Consider the following 23,266-nt stretch of genomic DNA (forward strand, 5'->3'; position numbering starts at 1 on the left):
CGTAAGCGTCCAGTTCTCACACGTCCTTGTGTGAGCCCGCCCAGTTCCAAGGCAGCAGATCATCGACCCGGTTCATCGGATGGCCCTGGCTGAGACGGTCGAGGACATCACTGAGATAGGCATGCGGCTCGACATCATTGAGCTTTGCCGTGGTCAGCAGCGAGGCGATGACGGCCCATCTTTGAGCGCCGCCTTCGGAGCCGGCGAACAGGTGGTTCTTTCGGCCCAGTGCGACCGGGCGGATGGCACGCTCAACCGTGTTTGTGTCAAGTTCGATCCGGCCATCATCCAGGAACCGGCTGAGCTCAGCCCAGCGGGTCAGCGCATAGCGGATCGCATCGCCGAGCCCGCTGCGCGGTGGGATACGCTGGAGTTCGGTTTCCAGCCAGACCTTCATGGCCCTGACGAGCGGGCGGGATTTCCGGGCCCGCACGATCCGGCGCTTGTCCGCACTCTGGCCCCGGATAGCCGCATCGATGGCATAAAGCTCTGTGATCCGCTGCAACGCTTCGGCTGCGATCGGCGAGCCCGTCGCCTGGTGGACCTCGTAGAACTTGCGCCGGGTATGGGCCCAGCAGGCAGCGAGCGCGATGTCCCCGCCAGCAGTCAGCCGCTCGAACCCGGCATAGCCATCGACCTGCAGCACACCGTTGAAGTCTTTCAGATGGTCTTCCGGTCGTTCGGCGCGCCGGTCCGGGCTGTACATGTAGACCGCGGCCGGCGGACCGGGCCCATTCCAGGGCCGATCATCACGGGCATAGACCCAGAGCCGGCCGGTGCGCGTGCGGCCCCGGCCGGGATCGAGCACGGGCAGCGGCGTGTCATCGGCGAACAGCATGGTCGACGCGAAGACATGTTTCGCCAGACGCTCATGCAGCGCTTCCAGCCACCAGCTTGCACCGCCGACCCAGTTGGCGAGCGTCGACCGGTTCAGCTTCACGCCCTGGCGGGCAAAGATCTGCGACTGGCGATAGAGTGGCAGGTGATCGCAATATTTGCTGACGATGACATGCGCGAGCAGGCCGGGCGTGGCGAGCCCCTTCGCGATCGGGCGCTCCGGGGCCGGCGCCTGGTGGATCTTCCCGCAGCCTCTGCAGCCATAGCGCGGGCGCTTGATCCGCAGGACCCGCAACCGCGCCGGCACATGATCCAGCATCTCGCTGACCGTCTCGCCGATGAAGTGCAGCGCGCCGCCGCAGCATAGACAGGCGCTGGTCTCGGTCTCGATCGCGACATCCTCGCGCGGAAGGTGGTCCGGCAGGCTGAACGCGCGGGTACGGGATAGGCGCGCTGCAGTTTCAGCTGCCAAGTCGGGAAAAGCCGCTTCGAGCCGGGCGACATCACCATCGAGATCCTCCAGGCTGAGCTGGAGCTGACCGGGATCGAGGCCTTCGGCCCGGCGGCCGAACTGGCTGCGCTGCAGCGTCTTCACCATCTGGCGCAGTCGCTCGATCTCCGCCCGTGTCTCAGCGCGCTCGCTTTCGCGCGCCGCGGCCAGCTCGCGGATCATGCCATGCAGCACATCCACGTCTTCAGGCAGGGCGGTGAGATCAAGCTCCATGGCATGGAGATTACGCTGGAATCAGCTCGCTTCGCACAGCTTTCTGCGGCCTGATTCAATCGGTCGCATCTGCGTTTCAGCCCGCCCGATCAGGACGCCAGCGCTCGTCCGGTGATCGCCAGTCGATCCCGTCGATCAGCATCGATAACTTCTCAGAGGTCAGGACGATGGATTTGCCAGGCTCGTTTTCTGACGGCCAGGGGAAAACGCCATGCTCGAGCCGCTTTGTGAACAGGCAGAGCCCGGTCCCGTCCCAGTAGACGATCTTGATCAGATTGGCCTTGCGGCCGCGGAACACGAAGAGATGCCCGGTGAACGGATCGCGCTTCAGCACCTCCTGGACCATCATCGACAGTCCATCGATCCCCTTGCGCATGTCGGTATAGCCGACCGCCAGGTGCACCCGCACACCTTCTGGAAGCAAGGTCATGATGCCACCTCGACCGTGAGGAACCGCACGCCCGTGTCAGCAACAGCCAGCTCCGATTTCCAACGGAACAGAACCCGCGGGGCAACGCCATAGTGGCGAGCAACATCTGAAATGACAGCCCCCGGTCGGCAGGCCGCCCTGACGATCGCGTTCTTGTCTGAGGCGCTGAACTTGCGCCGGCGTCCTTCCTGAAGAGGCTGGAGAATCGGATCGCGATTTGGCGTCGGCCGGATCTCAGCCTGGTAGTCCAACTTAGGACTAAGCCTATGACTTAGCTTATGACTAAGGGTATGACTAAGCCTATGACTAAAGCTATGACTTAGGCCTCCGCGCCGGTAAAGCAGGTCCACTGGCTCAGGCCGCGGCTCCCGCTTGAACTGGGCGCGCCAGTTGCCGAACCGCTTCAGCGGCAAGCCGTTCACTTCGCAATATTCGCGTTGATTCAAGTCACTGCGTTTCCAGGCCTCATGATGGGCCCGCCAGAACGCTTCCAGCGCGGCACGTTTCTTCGTCTTGAGTTTCGGCATCGGTATCTCCTTTCAGCTTTTGAACACCAGCCGAAAGAGATCGAATGCCCGCTACCGCGCACAAGCGTGTCACTATTGGACGCTTACCCTGTTCCTGAAATCCAATTCCCTGTTCTTCAAAATAATTTCCCTGTTCCGACCTTTAGGGAAATCACCCTGTAACACCCTGTAATTACTGTGATTATGGGGCGCGTGTTTCAGGCTGATCCCTGCTAATTGTGCGAAATTCCCTGTAAATCGGGCAAGATCAGGCAAAATGGGCCTAAGAGATCTGGTGAAAGTGGTCGCTAGAGACGCTTGGCTAAATTGCGGGGAAGAGCAGGGAAAATCCGGCGGGTAGAGACCGCAGCCCAAGAAAAAGCCCACCAGTGGAGGGCATTTTGCGGGAATCCCAGATCTGGGCTCTGAATTCTGGTCTGCGTGGCGGAGAGAGAGGGATTCGAACCCTCGGAACGCTTGCGCGCTCAACGGTTTTCGAGACCGTCCTATTCAACCACTCTAGCACCTCTCCGTGGGGCGGGGAGATAGCGTGCGTAGGGAATGCGTGCAAGCCCCGGATTTCATGCATGTCAGGGTTTGACATGAGAAGGCTGATAGTGTTTATCCGCGCCTTCATGTCCGGCGCCATGCGCGTGCGGACCCAAGGTTTATGAATTTACCCTGCCGGAAGGACGAGGCCATGTTCGCGGTCATCAAGACTGGTGGCAAACAGTATAAGGTTGCCGAAGGCGACCAGATTGTTGTCGAGAAACTCGCGGCCGACGCCGGCGCGGACGTCACCTTTGACGTGCTGATGCTGGGCGACGGGAAGAATGTTAAGGTCGGCGCACCGCTCGTCGATGGTGCAAGTGTTGTTGGTGAGATTGCTGCCCAGCGTAAGGGCGACAAGGTCACCATCATGAAGAAGCGCCCGCGCAACACCTATCGCCGCAAGGCCGGCCACCGCCAGCTGGAAAGCGTCGTCACGATCACCTCGATCCTGACCGACGGCAAGAAAGCCCCGGCGAAGAAGGCTGCTGCGCCGAAGAAGGAAGAGGCGCCCAAGCCGGAAGCCAAGGCCGAGCCGAAGAAGGCTGAAGCTGCGCCGAAGAAAGAGGCCGCTCCGAAGAAGGAAGCTGCCCCGGCCGCCAAGAAGGAAGCTGCGCCCAAGAAGGCTGAGGCCAAGGCAGACGCCAAGCCGCAGACCGATGAGCGCGGCCGCCTCGAAAAGGCTGTCGGCAAGAAGGATGATCTCAAGCAGATTTCCGGTGTCGGCCCGGCCATGGAAAAGAAACTTAATGCTGCCGGTGTATTCCACTTCTGGCAGATCGCTGACCTGAAGAAGGCCCAGATTGCCGAACTCGACGAGGAAGCCGGTCTCGGCGGTCGCATCGAGCGCGACGAGTGGGTCAAGCAGGCCAAGCAACTGGCAAAGGACGCCTGAAGTCTGGTACAGGCTTCAAGACGATTTGAAGGAGCGCCACGATGGCACACAAGAAATCAGGCGGTTCATCCCGTAACGGCCGCGACTCAAACCCGAAATACCTCGGCGTGAAGAAGTTCGGCGGCCAGCATGTTGTTCCTGGCAACATCATCATCCGCCAGCGCGGCACCAAGACCTATCCGGGCAAGGGTGTCGGCATGGGCAAGGATCACACGCTCTACGCGCTCGAAGAGGGCCGCGTCGAGTTCAAGCGGTCGCGTGGCAATCGGCAATATGTGTCGGTGTCTCCGGTTGCGGATGCTGCGGAGTAGGCCCAGGCAGGCTTGCACGCTGGACGTTTCGAAGGGGAGACAGGAAACTGTCTCCCCTTTTCGTTTGAGCGGTATTGGGGAATAGCATGGTCACAGGGGAGATCAGGACGCAGTGCTTTCTCTTGCGCCCGCCTGCACTGGCGGATGCGGAGCGGATTACGGAGCTTGTGCGCGACCCTCGCATTTATGAGAAGGTCGCCCGTATCCCGCCCGGACAGAGCGTTGAACAAACCGGCAAATGGATCCTGAACGGCCAGCGGGGAAATGAGCTGGGCACCGACCACGTCTTTCTCATAGTCGAGACAGGCGAAGTGATTGGCACGGTCGGAGCGCACCGGCCAGCCACAAGCGAGCCGTTCGAGATCGGCTACTGGATCGCACCACACGCCTGGGGACGTGGCGTCGCGACAGAGGCTGCCCGCGCCCTGATCGGCTGGCTCGATGCGCGCGGTCAGGCGGGCACGCTTGTATCTGGCCACTTCGCCGACAATCCCGCATCCGGCCGCGTGCTCGAGAAGCTTGGTTTCGAGGTCACCGAAACCGGGCCTGTTTACTGCCTCGGGCGTGGCCGCGAGATTGATCACGTCTTCATGAAACGGACCGGCCAGGCGCTGGTATAGGTCTTGCTTCCCTCGTCTTCCCAAAAGGAACCGTTGGCTGTGCCCAGCTGGACGCCTTGCCGTTCAGCCAGGTGCAGCCGAACCTCAAAGGGGACGAAAGCGGGTGAAGAAACAACATCTCTACGGACTGGACCTTGTCCGGTTCGGCTCGGCCTTCATTGTTCTGCTGTTTCACCTCAGCACGTTCAGCTCAATCGCGCCTTCGCATGTCACAACGCCGGATGAGCGGCCATTTGACTGGCTTGGCTGGGTGGGCACGAGCGGCTGGGTTGGTGTCGAGGTGTTTTTCGTCATTTCCGGCTTCGTCATCGCGGCAAGTGCGCGCAATGCGACCGCGCTGACCTTCCTTATCAAGCGGGCCATTCGTGTTTTCCCGGCGCTGTGGGTCTGTTCCATTATCGCACTCGGCGTAACACTGGCTTGGGGCATGGCGCCGGCCGAGGCGCTGGGCGCCTTCCTGCGCAGCATCATCCTCTCGCCTCAGGGCCCTTATATTGATGGCGTCGTCTGGACGCTGGTCCTGGAGGCGGTGTTCTACGTCTACATTGCGGGGCTGATCCTGATCGGTGCCCGGCTTGGCCGGAACCTGCTCGATCTTGGCGGCCTGCTGCTCGGCTCGGTCAGCGTACTGTTCATCACGGCCTACATCGCCGCGGACGCCATGGGGCTTGGCATCACGGAAACGCTGTTGCGCTTCCCGTTCAAGGTCGCCCTGCTGTGGCACGGGGTCTTCTTCGCGCTCGGCATGCTGATCTACAAGGCGGCGCGGGACCGGCTGTCCGGCATGGAATACGGCTTTGCTGCGGTCTTCACTGTCTTCTGCCTGTTTGAGATTGCCAACAATGTGCTGGCCGGCGCCGGCGGATTTGCCAGCGAAACCTATCGCATCACCATGGCGATCGGCATCTGGCTGGCAGCGATGGCGGTCATGCTCTTCAGCGTTTTCCGCAGCGAGGTCGTCGCCAAGGCCATCGGTGCCGAGTGGGTGAAGAAAGCGGGTCTGATGACCTATCCGCTCTACCTCAACCACTTCACCTTCGGCATGTGCCTGACGCCGTGGCTTGCGGGCTACATCCAGAACGAGGTGCTGCTACTTGTTGCTGTGATGTCGATCATCCTGGCATCCGCCTGGGCGATCATGACCGGCCCCGAAATCTGGCTACAGAAGCTGTCGCGCAAATGGTTCCTCAACCAGGAACAGTCGGTTGCGATTCCGATGCCGGGAAAGAAAACCGCCGAACGCACCGCCTGACGTAACCCGCCATAGCGCGCAGCCGAAGAACGCGTTAAAGACGCGGGCATGAAATTCCTCGATCAGTGCAAGATCTATATCAAGGCCGGCGACGGCGGACGGGGCTCATCCTCCTTCCGCCGCGAAGCCTATGTCGAGTTCGGTGGCCCGGACGGCGGCGATGGCGGGCGTGGCGGCCACGTCTACGCTGAAGCGGTCGAGGGGCTCAATACGCTCATCGACTACCGCTACCAGCAGCACCACAAGGCTGGCCGCGGTGGGCATGGCATGGGCAAGCAGCGCCACGGCAAGGGCGGCGAGGACAAGATCATCAAGCTGCCGGTCGGCACGCAGATCTTCGAGGAAGACCAGGAAACCCTCATTGCGGACCTTACAGAGGTCGGACAGCGTGTTTTGCTGGCGCGCGGCGGCAATGGCGGCTGGGGAAACCTGCACTTCAAATCCTCGACCAATCGGGCACCGCGCCGCGCCAATCCGGGCGAGGAGGGCGAGGAGCGTACGGTCTGGCTGCGCCTGAAACTCATCGCCGATGCCGGTCTTCTCGGCCTGCCGAATGCCGGCAAGTCGACCTTCATCAGGGCGGCGACAGCCGCAAAGCCGAAAGTGGCGGACTATCCTTTCACCACGCTCCATCCGGGGCTTGGCGTGGTCGATCTGGGACCCGGCACACGCTTCGTTCTGGCCGATATTCCCGGCCTGATCGAAGGCGCAGCGGAAGGCGCCGGTCTCGGACACCGCTTTCTCGGCCATGTCGAGCGCTGCAAGGTCCTGCTGCATCTGGTCGATTGCACACAAGACGACGTCGCCGGCGCCTGGCAGACCATCCGCCATGAGCTGGAAGAGTACGATCCGGCCATGGCCGACAAGCCCGAAATCGTCGCGCTGACCAAGGTCGATGCGCTGACCGAGGATATGGTGGATGAGCAGGCTGCTGCGCTGAAAGCCGTTTGCGGGCAGGAGCCGCTGCGGATTTCGTCCGTCGCGGGGACCGGCGTTCGCAAGGCGCTTGGCCTGATCGCCAGGGAACTCGGCCACCTTGATGAGCTGGAGCATGAGGATGACGGCCCCGATGAGGGCTGGCGGCCCTGATGCCTTCGCCGCTCGATACTGCCCGCCGGATCGTCATCAAGACCGGTTCATCGCTGATCGCCGCAAAAGGCGCGCCGCGCCGTGAATGGCTGGCAGGGCTGGCTGGCGATATCGCGGCGCTGAAGGCCGAGGGCCGTGAAGTCGTCTGGGTCTCATCGGGGGCTGTCGCGCTTGGCCGTCCACATCTTGGGAAGGGCGCCCACAAGAAGCTCGAAGAGAAGCAGGCCGCCGCCGCCCTCGGCCAGCCGTTGCTCATGTCGGCGATTGCCGAGGCGTTCGCGCCGCACGGCGTCAAGGCCGCCCAAGCCCTGCTGACCCTTGAAGATACCGAACGTCGCCGGCGCTGGCTGAACGCTCGTGCGACGCTCGATACCCTGCTTGCGGCTGGCGCCGTCCCGATCATCAATGAGAACGATACGGTGGCGACCGAGGAAATCCGGTATGGCGACAATGATCGCCTCGCAGCCCGCGTCGCGCAGATGCTGAGCGCAGACGCTCTGGTCCTGCTATCCGATATCGATGGTCTTTACACCGCCGATCCACGCAAGGAGCCTTCGGCAAGCCATATCCCCGAGCTGCGTGAGCTCACCGATGAGCATGAAGCCATGGCCGGCGCGGCCAATGCCGAGGCCGGCGTTGGATCGGGCGGCATGGCGACCAAGCTGTCGGCAGCGCGCATTGCCTTTGGGGCAGGGTGTGCCACGGCAATCACGCTCGGTGAGCGCGCCAGCCCGATCGGCGCTTTGCAGGCTGGCGAGCGGGCCACCTGGATCATCCCGCCGGTTTCACCGGCAACCGCGAGACAAACCTGGCTGAAAGGTCATCTCACGCCAGAAGGGGCTGTCCTGATCGATGCAGGGGCGGTTAAAGCGCTAATCAATGGTTCCAGCCTGCTGGCGGTCGGCGTCACTGGTGTCGAAGGCCGGTTCGAGAAGGGCGCTGCAGTGGCTATCAAGGCGCCGACGGGCGAAGTTGTCGCCAAAGGGGTCACCGCGTACGAGGCTGCCGACATCCAGCGGCTGGCAGGTGCTCACAGCGACGATATCGAAGCCCGCCTCGGCTATAGGGGCCGCCCGGCCGTCATTCACAGGGATGACCTCGTTCTGGAACGCTGAAACGCTTTGAATTTGCTTGACCTTGCAGCCGCTGGCTGGCCCATTGCGCGGCGATGGGAGACAGCAAGATAACAGCAAAATCAGTTGGCCGCGTTCTTGGCCCGGCCGTGGCGCTCACCATGCTTCTGGCTGGGACACCCGAAGGCTTGAGTTTCGCGGCATGGGGCACCGCCTGCCTGCTTGTCTGGATGGCGATCTGGTGGGCAACCGAGGCGATACCCATTCCGGCGACTTCGCTGCTGCCACTGGTTGTCCTGCCGCTGATCGATGCCGGCAGCCCCAAGACGGTGGGCGCCGATTACATGAACCATATCGTCGTCCTGCTGCTTGGCGGCTTTGTCGTTGCTATGGGGATTGAGCGCTGGGACCTGCACAAGCGGATTGCGCTCAATGTCGTCGCCCGGGTCGGAACGGCCCCGAAAGCCCTCATTCTCGGTTTCATGATCGCGACAGCGCTGTTGTCGATGTGGATCTCCAACACGGCGACGACGCTGATGATGATGCCTATCGCCCTATCGGCAGCGGCGGCTCTCGGTGGGGATTCGCACAAGCTGACGGCCGCCTTGCTGCTGGGCATCTGCTATGCAGCCTCCATCGGCGGGGTGGCGACGCCCATCGGTACGCCAACCAATCTCATCGCCATCAACTGGCTGCAGGCCGAAGCCGGCGCCACGATCGGATTTCCGCAATGGATGGCGTTCGGCATCCCGGCGGCCGTCCTGCTCATCCCCGTGGCCTGGTGGAGCGTTACGCGCGGTCTGCCGAAACTGGCGGGTGGTGAGGCCATGCGCGGCGATATCTATCGCCAGCTCGATGCGCTTGGCCGGACGACAACGCCAGAGATGCGCGCCGCGGCTGTTTTCGGCGTGGTGGCGACGCTCTGGGTCCTGCGGCTCCTGATTGTCGGCTGGCTCGACGCGGCGGGCTGGTCTCTGCTGTCGACCTATAGCGGCGCCCAGGTCGACATGATGATTGCGATATTTGGCGCGGTCCTGATGTTCCTTGTTCCGGCAGGCGCCGGAGAGAAGCGCGCTCTTCTCAACTGGCAGGAGGCGGAGCGGCTGCCATGGGGTGTGCTGATCCTGTTCGGGGGCGGTATCGCACTTGGCAATGCGGTCTCGCGCACGGGCCTTTCGACGTGGATCGGTGAACAGCTCGGCGTGCTGCATAGCTTGCCGCCCCTTTTCTTCATCGCAGCGGTGGTGACCCTCGTCATCTTCCTGACGGAGCTGACATCCAATGTCGCGACGATGACAACGCTCGCGCCGATCCTCGGTGCACTGGCGGTTGGCGTCGGTGTCGCGCCTGAAAGCCTGCTCGGCCCGGCGGCAGTGGCGGCATCATGTGCGTTCATGCTGCCGGTCGCGACAGCGCCCAATGCCATTGTCTATGCCAGCGGCGAAGTCAGCATGGCGCAGATGATGAAACGCGGCCTCCGGATCAACCTTGCAGGCATCGTCATCATTGCGGCCATCGGCTACTGGATCGCGCCGCTGGTCCTGTAGTCCTGTGCGGGAGTTCAGTCGTCTTCGTCGCGTTCGCCAAAGCCGTCGGCAATCAGGTCGACGACCGCCTCGACGGACGGCCCGGCATCCTTGCCGCTCGCCTTGACGGTGACTTCGCTGCCCTGGTGGGCGGCCAGCATCAGTAAGTCCATGATCGAATGAGCGTTGGCGACTTCGCCTTCGCGCATGACGAAGACCTGCGCCGGCAGCGTGACCGCCAGTTTGGCGAGCTTGGCCGACGCGCGCGCATGCAAGCCTTTCCGGTTCACGATCCGGACGGTCTGTTCGATTTCGGTATCCGCCTGGTTCACGCTGTCCGGTCCATGACTTCCGAGGCAACGCGAATGTATTTCTGGCCGGCATCGCGCCCCACGCGGACGGCCTCTTCGAACTTCACCTGGTCACGAACCTCGATCAGCTTGATCAGCATCGGCAGGTTGACCCCTGCGATGACATCAATCCGGGCGTCCGGCATGACGGAAATGGCCAGGTTGGATGGCGTGCCGCCAAACATGTCGGTGACGATGATGACGCCTTTGCCGGTATTGCAGGCCGCTACGGTTTCACGGATCTGTTCGCGCCTCGCATCGATATCGTCTTCCGCCTCGATCGATATCGACCGGAAGTATTCCTGCTCGCCGACAACATGCTCGGTCGCCCGGACCAATTCGCGTGCCAGCTTGCCATGGCTGACGACTACAATACCAATCATTCACTCTTACCAACCGGCCCCAAACCCATGATGCTGACACGGGTTTTTCACAGGTCAAGCGGAATCGGCTGTGACCGGATTATATCGCGGGCAGCTCGACAACGAAGCGGGCACCGCCTTCAGAGCGGTTCTCGGCCCATACCCGCCCCATATGTGTCGTGGCAATCTGCTGGACGATCGACAGGCCCAGCCCCGAATTCTTGCCAAAAGCAGAGCCTTTTGGCCGGTCAGTGTAGAACCGGTCAAAGATCTTCTCCAGCTTGTCTTCCGGAATGCCCGGTCCTTCATCTTCAACGGAAATGAGGGCCGTCGTCTGCGGGCCGACACGTCCCTGTTCGAGCCTGACAGTGACGGTTCCCGTTTCCGGCGAGAAGGACAGGGCATTGTCGATCAGGTTGCGGATGACCTGACCGAGCGGGCCTTCACGGCCGCGCACGCGAAGGCCAGCGCCCATCGTTTCATCGCGGAAGGCTACAGTCGCCCGACCGCCGTCCAGGGCGAGGTGTTCATAGGTCGAGACGATATCTTCGACAAAACGGGAGATGTTCAGCGTCTCGGTCGGGACACGGGTGATCTCCGCTTCAAGGCGCGATGCGTTGGAAATGTCGGTAATCAGCCTGTCGAGCCGGCCGACATCCTGGGCGATCACCTTGTGGAGCTTCTGCATCGCCTCGGGATTGTCCTTGACGCGCTCGGCTGTTTCGACAGCGGAGCGGATCGAAGTCAGAGGGTTCTTCAGCTCATGGGCAACGTCTGCCGCGAAGCGTTCATTTGAGGTAATTCGTTCGAACAGCGCCTCGGTCATCTGCTGCATGGAATTGGCGAGGGCACCGATCTCGTCGCGCCGGCGCGTGACCTTTGGCAGGTCGAGGGTCTGGGTGGTGCCCGATCCGACATCGTCAGCCGCGCGCGCCAGGCGGCGCAGCGGGCTGGCAATGCCGACGGTCAACAGCCCCGAGGTGATCATCGCGACAAGGACCGCCACCCCGATGAACGGGATCAGCGCGGCGCGTTCGGCCCGTATGATGTCGTCGATATCGTTCGATTCCAGTGTCAGCACGCCAACCACGGCCGAGACGTGCTGGACCGGAACCGAGACGGAAATAATCCGCTGGCCGCGATCATTGAAACGCTGGCTCGCCGCCTCGCCGCCACCGAGAGCGACGGTAAATTCCTGCTGGAAGGTCTGCGTTCGCACCGCATCGCCGCCGCGATTGGGGATCAGGGCCCCGAAGGTCGAGACCGCCCATTCAGACAGTGACCGGCCGATTTTTGAAAGCTGGCTCGGCTCCTGGATGGGCGGCAGCGCCGAGACAATGACCCGGTCAGACAGGAAATAGCTGTCACCGATCAGCTCGCCGTCGGCGGAATAGACCTTGCCGCGTACCGAGACCGGCAGGGACAGATCGGCCAGCGTAGCGCGGGCGAGGTCTTCGTCCATGACGGGCTGTGGCTGGCCGAAGGTCGCCCCTTCGGCCAGCAGGTTCGAGAAGACCTGTGCCTGGCCGACCAGGTCCTGTTTCTTGGCAACGACGAAGCTCGCCCGCATCTCGTTCAGCACCATGGCACCGACGATCAGGATGGCGAGCCCGGCCAGGTTGGACGCGAAGATCAGCCGGGCAATGCGTGATCCGAAGACCTGCTTGCCGCGTTCCTGGATGCCCCGCTTGTCTGACTTGTCCTGCCTGGCCATGCGTTATGCCTGTCCCCTCGAGAGCCGCCTCAGGCGTCCGCGGCGACTTTCATGGACACGATGGAATCGGGATCGCGCACGGGCTCGCCGCGTTTCAGCTTGTCGACATTTTCCATGCCTTCGACGACCTTGCCCCATACGGTGTACTGCTTGTCCAGGAAGCGGGCATCGTCGAACACGATGAAGAATTGCGAATTGGCCGAGTGCGGCTGATTGGTGCGGGCCATGGAGCAGATACCGCGCACGTGCGGCTCGGCATTGAACTCGGCCTTCAGGTCCGGCTTGTCGGATCCGCCCGTGCCGGTGCCGTTCGGGCAGCCGACCTGCGCCATGAAACCATCAATCACGCGGTGGAAAACGATGCCGTCATAGAAGCCCTCGCGCGCCAGCTCCTTGATGCGGGCGACATGGTTGGGGGCAAGGTCGGGACGAAGTTCGATTTTCACCGGGCCTTGGGTGGTTTCCATGAGGATCGTGTTTTCGGGGTCTGCCATGGGTTGCTTCTCCATTGAATTGTCTCGTTCCGGCATAAGCCGGGCAGAGCCATGAGCAAAGCCCCCATCGCATTCGCTTGCTTCGGCGTGGGAGGGGAGTTAGCTGCATCGGAAAAGCAGGAAACCGGAGGAGCCACCCATGAGCCTGTCACTCTATGACATCGTTGTCCCGCCATTCCGCCAGGTTGTCGGAAGCGTTCAGGGCATCCTGAAAAAGGGGGCCGATCACTACAGGGCTGACGGACGCAGCCCGGACGACCTGCTCCGCCTGCGCATCCACGAAGACATGCTGCCCCTGACCTTCCAGCTGCATTCGGTGGCCCACCACAGCATCGGTGCGATCAATGGCGTGAAAACTGGAACGTTTGCACCACCGTCCGGTCTGGCAGAACTGGACTTCGCCGGCTTCGAGGCAACGCTGGAGAAAGCCAGTCAGGATCTTGCGTCTGTCGATGCGGACGCCCTGAATGCCTGTCAGGGCAAGGATGTGATTTTCAAGATCGGTCCACGCGAAATGCCATTCACAGCGGAAGGATTCCTCTTGTCCTTTTCCAAGCCGAATGCCTATTTCCACGCGACGACAGCTTACAACATCCTGCGCATGCAGGGCGTGCCGCTCGGTAAGCGGGACTATATGGGCCAGATGCAGTTGAAGGCCTGACGCCCGGCAAGGGCTGAACCTTCAGCGGCCTTCTTGCCTGCTGGAAAACCGGATGCTTATCTCCCCCCAGCAAATCAAGGGGGCACAATGGTGCGAGTTCTGGCGGGCCTGGTCGCGGGTCTTGGTGCAACGCTGTTGCAGGCAGCGTCGGCGCAATCGGTCGGGTATTACCAGTCCCCGGCATTCAACGACAATGTCATGGTCTTCCAGAGCGAAGGGGACCTTTTCTGGGTGGCGCCGGATGGCGGCACCGCGCAGCGCCTTACAACGCATCCGGAAGTCGAAAGCGCACCCAAACTGTCGCCCGATGGCCGCTGGATTGCGTTTGAAGCCAGCTATGACGGCCCGACCGAGATCTACCTCATGCCGGTCACGGGGGGTGAGCCACGCCGCCTGACCGCTGAAGGCGGGCGCGTCTCCGTGCGCGGCTGGCTGGATGACAATACGGTCCTCTACAATACCGGCAATATTCCGGGCACCGTCCCCTACCTGCTGCGGACCATCAACATTACGAGCGGCACGGAGGCGGACATCCCGCTCGCGGATGCGGATGAGGCGGCCCTGTCGGATGACGGTGAAACCCTGTTCTTCACACGCTTTGGCCTGTCCATGTTCAACGACCATGCCGTCCAGTATCGCGGCGGCCGGATGGCGCAGCTCTGGCGCTATACGATGGGCAGCGACGCTGAGGCGGTCCGTCTGGCGGCGGATTTCGGTGCGCCCATCCGCCATCCCATGTGGTGGAATGGCCGGGTCTATTTCATCTCCGACAAGTCCGGTGCGGACAATATCTGGTCGATGGATCCGCAAGGCGGTGACCTTCGCCAGCACACCCGGTCCGAGCGCTGGCTGATGGACGACTCCTACCTCGACAATGGCAAGATTGCCTATCAGAGCGGCGCCGACGTCTATGTCTACAATATTGTGGCGAATACGACCTCGAAACTGGATATCTGGCTCGCCAGCGATGCAGACTATCAGCGTGACCGGTGGATCGAGCACCCGCTCGATTATGTCGAAAGCGCCCGGTTTTCTCCGGATGGCGAGAGCGTCACGCTCACGGCGCGCGGCGCATTTGTGACAGCGTTCCAGGGGCCGCGCCGGCGTGTTGAATATGCCTTGCCGGACACAACGCGCGCGCGATCCGCCGCCATCGGTCATGCGGGCGAAAAGGTCTACGCGATCCTTGACGGTGGAGAGCGCGGCGAGATCTGGCAGATGCCAGCTGACGGGAGTGGCGCCGGCAAGGCGCTGACCACAGGCTCCAAGGTCTATGTCTGGGCGATCTGGCCATCGCCACATGATGAGACGCTGCTCTATTCAGACAAGCGCGGGCGGCTCTTCCATCTCGATCCGGACACCGGCCGCAGCACGCTGATCGACGAAACCGCCGGCAGCTCCGACTTCGCCTTCGGTGACTTCAACTGGTCTTCGGATGGCCGCTACATTGCCTACAGTTTCTATGATGGCCGCGATATCGCGCAGGTCGCTGTCTACGACACCAAGGACAAGAAGAAGCATGTCCTGACATCCGGCAAGTACGAGTCGTTCGCACCCGTCTTCGCGCGCGATGGCAAATGGCTTTACTTCATCTCAAACCGCCAGTTCGATGCGACCCCAAGCTCGCCCTGGGGCGACCGGAACATGGGGCCGGCCTTCCAGGCGCGCGGCAAGATCTACGCCCTGCAGCTCGACCCCGAGGCCAGTTTCCCCTTCCAGCCCGACGATGAGCTCGACGCCAAACGCAAGGCTGAAGAAAAGAAGGAAAAGGACGAGAAGAAGGACAGCGAGAAAAAGAAGTCGGATGATGAGGATGAAGAGTCCAAAACCGTTACGATCGATTTTGACGGTGTGTCCTCCCGACTCTGGGAAGTGCCACTCGGCAGCGGCGCCTTTGCCCAGCTCGCTGCGAGCGAGGGACATCTCTTCGTACTGGAAGGCGGCGGCAGCGATCTCGTCTATTCGGGCCGTCAGGACACCGTCCTGAAACGGGCCGAGATCAAGGATGAAGGTGCAAAACTGGAGACCTATGCCTCCGACGTGCGCCGCTTTGCCCTGTCGGCGGATGCCAGCAAGCTGTTCGTCCAGACCGGCGACGGCCGCAATGCGAACTATGTCATTGCCGATGCCAAGAAGGACTTCCCGTCCAATCCGTCCGAAGAGGCTGTCCGTCTTGGCGACTGGTCGCTTCGCATCGATCCGGATGCTGAGTGGCAGCAGATGGCTGAGGATGCCTGGCGGCTGCACCGAGACTTCGCCTTCGACCCCAATCTGCGCGGGGTCGACTGGCAGGCCGTTGGCGATCATTACCTGCCCATGGCCGAGCGTCTCGGTCACCGCACCGAGCTGAATGACCTTCTGGCGCAGATGTCGTCGGAGCTTGGCATCCTGCACAGCCAGATCCGGCAGGGCGAGGTGCCCCGTGATGGTGAGTCCGGCGACCCGGCCTTCCTTGGTGCCGATTTCATGCCGGTCCGCAATGGCCTGCGCATCGAGACGATCTGGCAAGGCGAGCGTGACCGGCCGGATACGCTGGGCCCGCTACTGAAGCCGGGCATCGATGTGCGCGCTGGCGATGTCGTCCAAAGGGTCGATGGCCAGCCTGTCCGTACCATGGCCGATCTTGCCCGCGCGCTCGACAAGCGTGCTGGCCAACAGGTCCTGCTGGGACTGGACCGCGACGGCGAGACCTTCGAGGAGATCGTTGTGCCGGGTGGCGGCTGGAATGAGGCGATGCTGCGCTACCAGCACTGGGTGGAGATGAACCGCCGGACGGTTGCAGAGGCATCCGGAAACGCGATTGGCTACCTGCACCTGCGGGCCATGGGGGCGAGCGATATCGAGAGTTTTGCCCGTGATTTCTACGAGCATTTCGACAAGGACGGTCTGATCATCGATGTGCGCGGCAATCGCGGCGGCAATATTGACAGCTGGATCATGGCAACGCTGCTGCGCCGGGCCTGGGCCTTCTGGCAGGGCTTGGAGGGCGGGCCCGCCTACACCAACATGCAGCAGGCCTTCCGGGGCCACCTCGTTGTCCTGATCGACGAGGGGACCTATTCCGACGGCGAGACTTTCTCTGCCGGGGTCAAGGCGCTTGGCCTTGCGCCGCTGATCGGAACGCGCACGGCTGGGGCCGGCATCTGGCTGTCGGACCGCAACCGGCTACAGGATGGTGGGCAGGCGCGTGTCGCCGAGTATGCGCAGTACGGCATGGACGGACGCTGGCTGCTCGAAGGGCGCGGTGTCTCGCCCGATATCGAGGCGACCAATCCGCCCCTCGCCACCTATCGCGGCGCGGACAATCAGCTCAGCACGGCGCTTTCCTATCTGAAAGACAAGATCGCTGCCGAGCCCATCCCCGAATTGCGCGCACAGCCTATCCCGCCTGTCGGGACCACAGGCAGGGATGTCGATTAATCCGGTGAAGGCGCTGCTGTGGATCGCGCTCTTCAGCCTGGTGGCTTGCGCATCCATCGAGGAACGGGAGAGCGAAACGGTGAGGCCGGACGGATTTGTGAGGGTGGCCGAGCATGTGCCCGGCCTCATTGAGGACGTGCGCTATCACACCGCCGACAATTTCGTCGGTGCGCCGATTGACGGCTATGAAGCGCCGGTCTGCCTGCTGACACGTGAGGCTGCCGATGCGCTGGGCGAGGTGCAGGCCGAGCTTGCGGGTTTTGGCCTGGGGCTAAAGGTCTTCGACTGCTATCGCCCGGCGCGGGCTGTCGCGCATTTTGCCCGCTGGGCCCGCGATCTCGATGACCAGTCAACCAAGCCCGTCTACTACCCCAATGTGGAGAAGTCGCAGCTGTTCGAGTTGGGCTACATCGCCGAAAAGTCCGGCCATTCGCGCGGCAGCACCATGGACCTTACAATCGTGGATCTGGCGAGCCTTGAAGCGATCGACATGGGCTCGCCCTTTGATCTGTTCGATCCTCTGTCATGGCCGTCGGATCCGCGCCCCAGCAAGCAGCAGCGGGCAAACCGCGCCTTTCTCAACGCCATCATGACCGCGCATGGTTTCAAGGGATTGCGGGAGGAATGGTGGCATTTCACCCTGGTGGATGAGCCCTATCCCGACACCTATTTCGACTTCGTGATCCGCTAAACTCTGCGCAGGCCCCGCTCAGCTCTCATTATAGCGGTATCCAACGCCGTAGAGCGTCTCGATCGCGTCGAACTCGTCATCGACTTCGCGGAACTTCTTGCGCAGCCGCTTGATGTGGCTGTCGATGGTGCGGTCGTCGACATAGATCTGGTCATCATAGGCCGCGTCCATCAGCTGGTCGCGCGACTTCACATAGCCGGGCCGCTGGGCAAGCGACTGCAGGATCAGGAATTCGGTGACCGTCAGGCGCACCGGCTCGCCATCCCAGGAGCAGGCATGACGGTTGGGATCGAGGGTCAGGCGGCCGCGCACGATCGGCTTCTGGTCGTTTTCTTCCGAACCCGGTTCGCCGGCACGCGAGCGGCGCAGCACGGCTTTCACCCGTTCCGACAGGAGGCGGTTGGAGCATGGTTTGCGGACGAAATCGTCGGCGCCGATATTGAAACCGATCACCTCGTCGATCTCTTCATCCTTCGAGGTCAGGAAGATGACTGGAAGCTCGGAGGTCTGGCGCAGCCGGCGCAAGAGCTCCATACCGTCCATTTTCGGCATCTTCACATCGAGGATGGCGAGATCCGGCGGGGTCTCAGTCAGGCCCGACAGGGCGGCAAGCCCGTCATAATAGGTCTTTACCGTGTAGCCTTCCGCCTCGAAGAACATTTTCAGCGATGCGACAATGTTCTCGTCATCATCGACCAGAGCCAGCGTTGCCATTGTGCCTCCTTCAAACCCGTCTTCCGCGCCGGGGCGGATAATCGGTAGCGTTTCAAACATGGTTTGGCCCGCACCGGAAGCCCCTGGCATCTTATTACTGAACCGTCATCCTGTGGCAGGGCTTGGCTTAAACCAAGACATTTCAAGGGCGAACTGTCCCGTCTTGTCACATTCGGGGACACCAGACCCCTGAAAAGTGTGCACGTTTCTTGCGTCTCGCCTCTCAGGATAGTTTCCCGAGGAGCTGGGGCATGGCGGAGAACCGCGTCAACTGGGTCGATTACGGCAAAGGCATCTGCATCATCCTTGTCGTGATGATGCACTCCACGCTGAACTATGGCGAGATGGTGCACGGCACCGGCTGGATGCATGACGTGGTGGCCTTCGCAAAGCCGTTCCGCATGCCGGACTTCTTCCTCATCGCGGGCCTCTTCCTGTCGCGTTCCATCCATGGCGCGCTGCCGGAATACATCGACCGCAAGGTCGTCCACTTCGCCTATTTCTACATCCTCTGGCTTGGCCTGCAGACGCTCGCCTTCGAGGCTGACCTGCTGCTCAGCGATCCGGCCGCCGTGGCCGCGATCTTCGCCAAGCAACTGATCTTCCCGGCCTCCAGCCTGTGGTTTATCCACCAGCTTCTGGTCTTCTACGTGGTCACCCGGCTGCTCAAGGACGTGCCTGTCATTGGCGTGTTCATGGGCGCCTGCCTGCTGCACATCGCCTTTTATGCGGGCGCTGTGGATACCGGCTGGTCGGTCACCAACCGTTTTGCCAACTGGTACGTCTTCTTCTTCGCCGGCTACGCCTTCGCGCCTTTCGTCTTCGCACTGGCCAGTCGTGTCGCAAAAAGCTGGGAAGTGGCCGTGGCCGCACTGATTGCCTGGGGTTTCTGGAACTTCGAATTCGTCAGCCTCGGCTGGAGCGAGATGCCGGGCGTCAGCCTTGTGATGGCCTTTGCCGGTGCGATGGCCATCGTGACGGTTGCCGCGCTGCTTGCGCGCTTCAAGGTTGGCGGGATGCTTCGATATGCGGGCAAGCATTCCATCGTCATCTACCTGACCTTCTTCATCCCGATGAAAGTCGCGCAGAAGGCCTTGGCTTCGACCGGCCTGATTCCGGATATCGGTACGGCCAGCCTCGCTGTCCTGGTCTTTGCGGTCGCTGCACCGCTGATTTTCCACCGTTTCATAAAGGGTACGCCGCTGATTGCGCTATACGAACGCCCGGCCGTTTTCCGTCTTGGAAACCGCCGCGCCAAGAGCGCTGTCGGCAGCATCGCGGAGGCCTGACGGCCTCCCGGGGGAGCGAGAGGGCGCCGGCCAATCCAGGCCAGGCGCCCCTCGTCCGCATTTGGGGGATGGATTTCCCGATAAACTTTCCACACGGCCTGAAAAGCGCTTAAACTCCTGCCGTCACGAGGTGGGAGAGAGACGATGCGCACCTGGCTTCTTACAATCTGTTTTGGCGTCTTCGCCGTGGCAGCCGCCGCCATGCCGGCAGCGATGCCTGCGCCTGGCCATGAGCCGCGGGTCGCGCTGGTCATCGGCAATTCGGCCTATGAGACACCGGGATGGTCACTGGAAAATCCCGCGCGCGACGCACAGATCATGAAGGCCGCGCTGGAGGGGCTCGGCTTCGATGTCGACATCGTCCTCAACGCCGATGAAGACCAGATGGAACAGGCCTTCTCGGACTTCGGCGCACGCCTGCGTGAGGCGGGGCCGGAGGCGACGGGTTTCTTTTTCTTTGCCGGTCATGGCGTGCAGTCGGAGGGGCTGAACTACCTCATCCCGACGGACCTTGTTGCCTATAATGAGGCGGATATCTGGGCCAATGCCCCGCGCCTGGAGCTGCTGTTCCGCTATCTCGAAAACGCTGGCAATGCGGCCAATTTCATCGTGCTGGATGCCTGCCGCAACAACCCGCTGCCCGCGGCGGTGCGCAGCACGGCAGGCGGACTGGCCGCGACGGGCCGGGTGCGCGGCACGCTGATCGCCTATTCGACCGCGCCGGGCGCTGTCGCCGAGGATGGCACGCAGGGAAACAGCGAGTTCACGCTTGCCCTGTCGGAGCTCATCTCGACGCCGGGTATCGCGGCCGAGACCCTGTTCCGCCGGGTCGCCACCCGCGTCGAGCAGCGCACCGGTTACCGCCAGCAGCCATGGGTCGAAAGCGGCCTGCGCGGCAACGCGGACTTCTGCTTTGCCGGCTGCGAGTCCAGCGAAGAGGAACGCTCCGAGGCCGCCGCGCTCACCGCGTCGCTGTCGTCGAACAGTGTGGGTGTGCTGGAGAGCTTCCTGGCGGCCTTCCCGGACTCGCGCAATCGCAGCCTCGTCGAGGCCCGGATCGAACAGCTGGAGGCGCCTCAGGTGACGGAGGTCTCGATGCGCGATACGAGCGTTTCGGATACGCCGGCCGAGCCCGATCTCAGCGTTTTCGAAGGCGTCGCCAAGGGTCAGGAGCCAGAGCAATACTCGGTGCCGCAAGGCCCGCCGCCACAACAGATGGCGATGAAGGAGCCCGAGCAGAAACAACTCAGCGAGGGCCAGGTGAAGGCTGCGCTTGGCGTCGACACGCTGCTCACCGACCTCATCAAGCCGTGGCGCAAGGATGTGATGCAGACCGCCGGGCGCGCCGCGTTCATGGCGCGGACGGTTGATGGTGCACCGGAATACGACCGTCTCGACGAGGCGCTTTTTGTCTTCTTCGAGCCGGACTCCGCCAGCCTGGACGCGGGCGCCTTGAGCAACCTCAAAGCCTTTGCGACCTATGTCGCGCGCCCGCATGTGATGGATGAGCGCGCAGGCCATCTGCGCGTCGTCTCAGGCTGCACGCCGCAGGAGGGGCTGGCAGTGGCCTGCCGCCAGCGCGCCGCCGAGGTCGAGAAGGCGCTGGTTGCGCTGGGCGTACCGCAGGCTGCGTTCGAGGCGCAGATGAATTACGGCAAGCACCGCCAGCTCAAGGATCCGGGCTTTGGCATCGATGAGGCGGCGCTCAACCGCTATGCCATGGTGCAGCTGCTCGACTGAAAATATCCGTAGGAAATTCCGAAGACGCGGCGTTTGGCGGCCTGGAAAAATTCCTCGCTCCCGGGGAGTCTGGAAGCGGTACAATTTCCGTATGATTCCAGTCTGATTCCGGTACGAAAACCGTCTGATTTGAGGGTGGCCGGGGGCTCGCTGCGCCGCGTCCCCGGGCCTCTCCCGCCCCTCCGGCCCGTCAGGACAGGGCTCCTGCGAAATCGCTCCCGAAACGCTCCCACACCCTTGCCGCCAGAGGCATGATCGGCCCTGTTCGAGACCGGCGCGAGATGGACCTGGCGCGGGGATTGGACACCTAGCCGTCTATCCCGCGGGCGTAGAAGGCGACGGCATAGTCGGGTGCGAAGCGGGCTTCGCCGATGCGTACAAAGCCGAGGCGGGCATGGAAACGGTGCGAGCCGGGATTGTCGGGATCGGTGTTGACCTCGCAGGTCAGCCACTGGCGCCCCTTCGACCGGGTCAGCGCGAAGGCGGCCTCGTAGAGCTGCTGGCCGATGCGCTGTCCGCGCGCGGCCTCGGCAACCGCGATGCGGTCGACATAGTGGATGGTGGTGTCATGCTCGGCCATCCAGCGTTCGAGCCAGCGCAGATTGTCGCTCGTATAGGCCATGGTGCCCGGCTCGACGAGGTTGATGAAGCCGAGCGGGGTATCGGCGTCATCCGTGGCGACAAGGCAGGTGCCCATGTCGAAGAGGGCGCCGAGTCCGGCGGCATCATCCTCATGCCCGACACCCGGCGTGGACGCCTGGTTGATGGCATAGAGCGCGGCAAGGTCTTCGGGCTGGAAAGGACGGATTGGCATGGACAGGGCAGGTGGCCGAGAAAGGCCAATCCGTCAACCGGGCTGCGACGCCGTGCTAGATCTCGCCGGGGCCCTTGCCGGCCTTGCGCCAGATCCAGATGATCAGGATGAACATGATGACCAGCAGCGAACCGAAGCCGACCAGCGCGCCGACGGCGAGCGGGTCGATGGTGAGATTCCCGATTTGCATTCCCCTGCCTCCTCTTGAAGCCTTGGGGCGGAGGCTCGGCTCATCCAATGGCGGGGGCAATCCGTAGGATTGCGTATTGGACGGCCGCCGGGGAATCGAACCCCATTGCCCTGCCACTCCACCTTGGGAAGGGACCGCGTTTGCAGCGCGGCATGGAGGCGGCGGCCGTTATGGTTCCTGGTGATCGCTCCTTCCCCCCTCTCCCTCGGGAGAGGGGCCGGGGGAGAGGGGGAACAGGGCCTCGGCCCTGCGCTGCGTTTGCGGAGATGAAAACGCCATCACGGCGCGCTCCGCACATGGCGGCACTGGCACGCCCCCGCACCCCTAATCCCTCTCCCCAAGGAGAGGGGAAGGGTGGTCGCGCCCGGATCAGGCGTCAGCGATCAGATTGTAAGGGTTGAAGACAATATGGCTCAGGTCGCGTCCCCGATGGGGCGCGTCAGACTGCTAGCAGCAACAATAATAGAGCGTCATAAGTGTCATGGAGCGGGGAGATAGCGGGGCAGGGTTGGGGTGTCAAGATTGAAGAAAGCCCGGCTTGACTACGGCGTTTCAAGCGCAAGTCTGTCAGTACGATTTTGAGGTGATCGTTTGCCAAGATACGATTTCATCGCGGTCTATCTGTTGGCCAACCGGAAGAACGGTACGCTATATGTTGGTTCGACCTCGGATCTGATTGCCCGCATGGCGCAGCACAAGAGCGGCCAGGGTTCTCGCTTCACAAGCAAGTACGCCGTGACACGACTGGTCTGGTTCGAGCGCTTTCCGGAGATGGCGCCGGCGTTGGCAGCGGAACGACGGATGAAGGAGTGGAAACGGCGCTGGAAGATCGAACTGATCGAGAAGAGTAATCCGCATTGGGATGACCTGACGATGTCACTGACCCCATATTGAGTGGGCTGTTTGCGGTTTGCCGCACGCTCCCCAGATGCGCCTCCCCGCGACTTGATCGCGGGGTCCATCTCCTACGGGGACGATATGGGCGGAAGGTCCGTTCTGGAGCGTTAGGAGGTCG

The 23,266-nt window shown here is 62.4% G+C and carries 23 protein-coding genes and 1 tRNA gene; 13 read left to right on the forward strand and 11 right to left on the reverse strand.

Features of this window, described 5'->3' with window-relative positions; all coding sequences use genetic code 11:
• Window positions 1-16: 16 nt before the first annotated feature.
• The 4 genes from tnpC to D1227_RS09085 all read right to left on the reverse strand — a co-directional run bounded on the left by tnpC (window position 17) and on the right by D1227_RS09085 (window position 3,029).
• Window positions 17-1,561, reverse strand: coding sequence for an IS66 family transposase (gene tnpC, locus D1227_RS09070; RefSeq protein WP_119404467.1), 1,545 nt, complete (start codon window positions 1,559-1,561; stop codon window positions 17-19).
• A gap of 76 nt (window positions 1,562-1,637) precedes the next feature.
• Complete coding sequence (tnpB, locus tag D1227_RS09075) at window positions 1,638-1,991, reverse strand: IS66 family insertion sequence element accessory protein TnpB (RefSeq protein ID WP_119404466.1); 354 nt, start codon at window positions 1,989-1,991, stop codon at window positions 1,638-1,640.
• The gene (gene tnpA / locus D1227_RS09080; RefSeq protein WP_119404465.1) at window positions 1,988-2,518 is read right to left on the reverse strand and encodes an IS66 family insertion sequence element accessory protein TnpA; all 531 of its coding nucleotides are present in this window, start codon (window positions 2,516-2,518) and stop codon (window positions 1,988-1,990) included. The genes tnpB and tnpA overlap by 4 nt, the downstream gene beginning before the upstream one ends.
• 421 nt (window positions 2,519-2,939) lie before the next feature.
• Window positions 2,940-3,029: transfer RNA gene (locus tag D1227_RS09085), tRNA-Ser, on the reverse strand.
• Between the two features lie 168 nt (window positions 3,030-3,197).
• On the opposite strand from D1227_RS09085, the gene rplU reads away from it, so the two are divergent.
• The 7 genes from rplU to D1227_RS09120 all read left to right on the forward strand — a co-directional run bounded on the left by rplU (window position 3,198) and on the right by D1227_RS09120 (window position 9,833).
• Entirely contained in the window at window positions 3,198-3,941 is a 744-nt protein-coding gene (rplU, locus tag D1227_RS20335; protein ID WP_119377708.1) for a 50S ribosomal protein L21, read from the forward strand.
• A gap of 41 nt (window positions 3,942-3,982) precedes the next feature.
• Complete coding sequence (rpmA, locus tag D1227_RS09095) at window positions 3,983-4,252, forward strand: 50S ribosomal protein L27 (RefSeq protein ID WP_119377707.1); 270 nt, start codon at window positions 3,983-3,985, stop codon at window positions 4,250-4,252.
• Between the two features lie 86 nt (window positions 4,253-4,338).
• Window positions 4,339-4,872 (forward strand): GNAT family N-acetyltransferase, encoded by a 534-nt coding sequence (locus D1227_RS09100; protein WP_119377706.1) that lies wholly within the window; start codon window positions 4,339-4,341, stop codon window positions 4,870-4,872.
• A gap of 103 nt (window positions 4,873-4,975) precedes the next feature.
• Window positions 4,976-6,124 (forward strand): acyltransferase family protein, encoded by a 1,149-nt coding sequence (locus tag D1227_RS09105; RefSeq protein WP_158586612.1) that lies wholly within the window; start codon window positions 4,976-4,978, stop codon window positions 6,122-6,124.
• 48 nt (window positions 6,125-6,172) lie between these two features.
• Window positions 6,173-7,213 (forward strand): GTPase ObgE, encoded by a 1,041-nt coding sequence (obgE, locus tag D1227_RS09110; protein WP_119377704.1) that lies wholly within the window; start codon window positions 6,173-6,175, stop codon window positions 7,211-7,213.
• On the forward strand, window positions 7,213-8,328 hold the full coding sequence (gene proB / locus D1227_RS09115; protein ID WP_119377703.1) for a glutamate 5-kinase: 1,116 nt from the start codon (window positions 7,213-7,215) through the stop codon (window positions 8,326-8,328). Before obgE ends, proB begins: the two co-directional genes overlap by 1 nt.
• 53 nt (window positions 8,329-8,381) lie before the next feature.
• Window positions 8,382-9,833 carry an SLC13 family permease gene (locus D1227_RS09120; RefSeq protein WP_119377702.1) on the forward strand — a complete coding sequence of 484 codons (1,452 nt, stop codon included), beginning with the start codon at window positions 8,382-8,384 and terminating at the stop codon, window positions 9,831-9,833.
• A gap of 14 nt (window positions 9,834-9,847) precedes the next feature.
• Here D1227_RS09120 and D1227_RS09125 read toward each other — a convergent pair whose 3' ends face one another.
• The 4 genes from D1227_RS09125 to D1227_RS09140 form a co-directional block, all read right to left on the reverse strand.
• The gene (locus tag D1227_RS09125) at window positions 9,848-10,144 is read right to left on the reverse strand and encodes an HPr family phosphocarrier protein (RefSeq protein WP_199288231.1); all 297 of its coding nucleotides are present in this window, start codon (window positions 10,142-10,144) and stop codon (window positions 9,848-9,850) included.
• On the reverse strand, window positions 10,141-10,545 hold the full coding sequence (locus D1227_RS09130) for a PTS sugar transporter subunit IIA (protein WP_119377701.1): 405 nt from the start codon (window positions 10,543-10,545) through the stop codon (window positions 10,141-10,143). Before D1227_RS09130 ends, D1227_RS09125 begins: the two co-directional genes overlap by 4 nt.
• Before the next feature lie 79 nt (window positions 10,546-10,624).
• Complete coding sequence (locus D1227_RS09135) at window positions 10,625-12,238, reverse strand: stimulus-sensing domain-containing protein (protein ID WP_119377700.1); 1,614 nt, start codon at window positions 12,236-12,238, stop codon at window positions 10,625-10,627.
• Between the two features lie 29 nt (window positions 12,239-12,267).
• A complete protein-coding gene (locus D1227_RS09140) occupies window positions 12,268-12,732 on the reverse strand; it encodes a peptidylprolyl isomerase (protein ID WP_119377699.1) in 465 nt (154 codons plus the stop codon).
• Between the two features lie 139 nt (window positions 12,733-12,871).
• On the opposite strand from D1227_RS09140, the gene D1227_RS09145 reads away from it, so the two are divergent.
• The 3 genes from D1227_RS09145 to D1227_RS09155 all read left to right on the forward strand — a co-directional run bounded on the left by D1227_RS09145 (window position 12,872) and on the right by D1227_RS09155 (window position 17,504).
• On the forward strand, window positions 12,872-13,393 hold the full coding sequence (locus D1227_RS09145; RefSeq protein WP_119377698.1) for a DUF1993 domain-containing protein: 522 nt from the start codon (window positions 12,872-12,874) through the stop codon (window positions 13,391-13,393).
• Window positions 13,394-13,480: 87 nt separating this feature from the next.
• The gene (locus tag D1227_RS09150; protein ID WP_119377697.1) at window positions 13,481-16,813 is read left to right on the forward strand and encodes a S41 family peptidase; all 3,333 of its coding nucleotides are present in this window, start codon (window positions 13,481-13,483) and stop codon (window positions 16,811-16,813) included.
• On the forward strand, window positions 16,803-17,504 hold the full coding sequence (locus tag D1227_RS09155) for a M15 family metallopeptidase (protein ID WP_119377696.1): 702 nt from the start codon (window positions 16,803-16,805) through the stop codon (window positions 17,502-17,504). Before D1227_RS09150 ends, D1227_RS09155 begins: the two co-directional genes overlap by 11 nt.
• A gap of 18 nt (window positions 17,505-17,522) precedes the next feature.
• Here D1227_RS09155 and D1227_RS09160 read toward each other — a convergent pair whose 3' ends face one another.
• Entirely contained in the window at window positions 17,523-18,218 is a 696-nt protein-coding gene (locus D1227_RS09160) for a response regulator transcription factor (RefSeq protein WP_119377881.1), read from the reverse strand.
• Window positions 18,219-18,469: 251 nt separating this feature from the next.
• Here D1227_RS09160 and D1227_RS09165 point away from each other — a divergent pair, with 251 nt between their 5' ends.
• Both D1227_RS09165 and D1227_RS09170 read left to right on the forward strand, forming a co-directional pair.
• Window positions 18,470-19,507, forward strand: coding sequence for an acyltransferase family protein (locus D1227_RS09165; protein ID WP_119377695.1), 1,038 nt, complete (start codon window positions 18,470-18,472; stop codon window positions 19,505-19,507).
• A gap of 144 nt (window positions 19,508-19,651) precedes the next feature.
• Window positions 19,652-21,247 (forward strand): caspase family protein, encoded by a 1,596-nt coding sequence (locus tag D1227_RS09170; protein ID WP_119377694.1) that lies wholly within the window; start codon window positions 19,652-19,654, stop codon window positions 21,245-21,247.
• A 307-nt stretch (window positions 21,248-21,554) separates the two neighbouring features.
• On the opposite strand, the gene D1227_RS09175 is transcribed toward D1227_RS09170, so the two are convergent.
• Window positions 21,555-22,061, reverse strand: a complete 507-nt coding sequence (locus D1227_RS09175) for a GNAT family N-acetyltransferase (RefSeq protein ID WP_119377693.1) — start codon at window positions 22,059-22,061, stop codon at window positions 21,555-21,557.
• A gap of 55 nt (window positions 22,062-22,116) precedes the next feature.
• The gene (locus tag D1227_RS20340) at window positions 22,117-22,251 is read right to left on the reverse strand and encodes a hypothetical protein (protein ID WP_267896326.1); all 135 of its coding nucleotides are present in this window, start codon (window positions 22,249-22,251) and stop codon (window positions 22,117-22,119) included.
• 591 nt (window positions 22,252-22,842) lie between these two features.
• On the opposite strand from D1227_RS20340, the gene D1227_RS09180 reads away from it, so the two are divergent.
• Window positions 22,843-23,145, forward strand: coding sequence for a GIY-YIG nuclease family protein (locus tag D1227_RS09180; RefSeq protein WP_233350007.1), 303 nt, complete (start codon window positions 22,843-22,845; stop codon window positions 23,143-23,145).
• Window positions 23,146-23,266 lie beyond the last annotated feature (121 nt).

The sequence above is a fragment of the Henriciella mobilis genome (assembly GCF_003576315.1).
GTDB lineage: Bacteria > Pseudomonadota > Alphaproteobacteria > Caulobacterales > Hyphomonadaceae > Henriciella > Henriciella mobilis.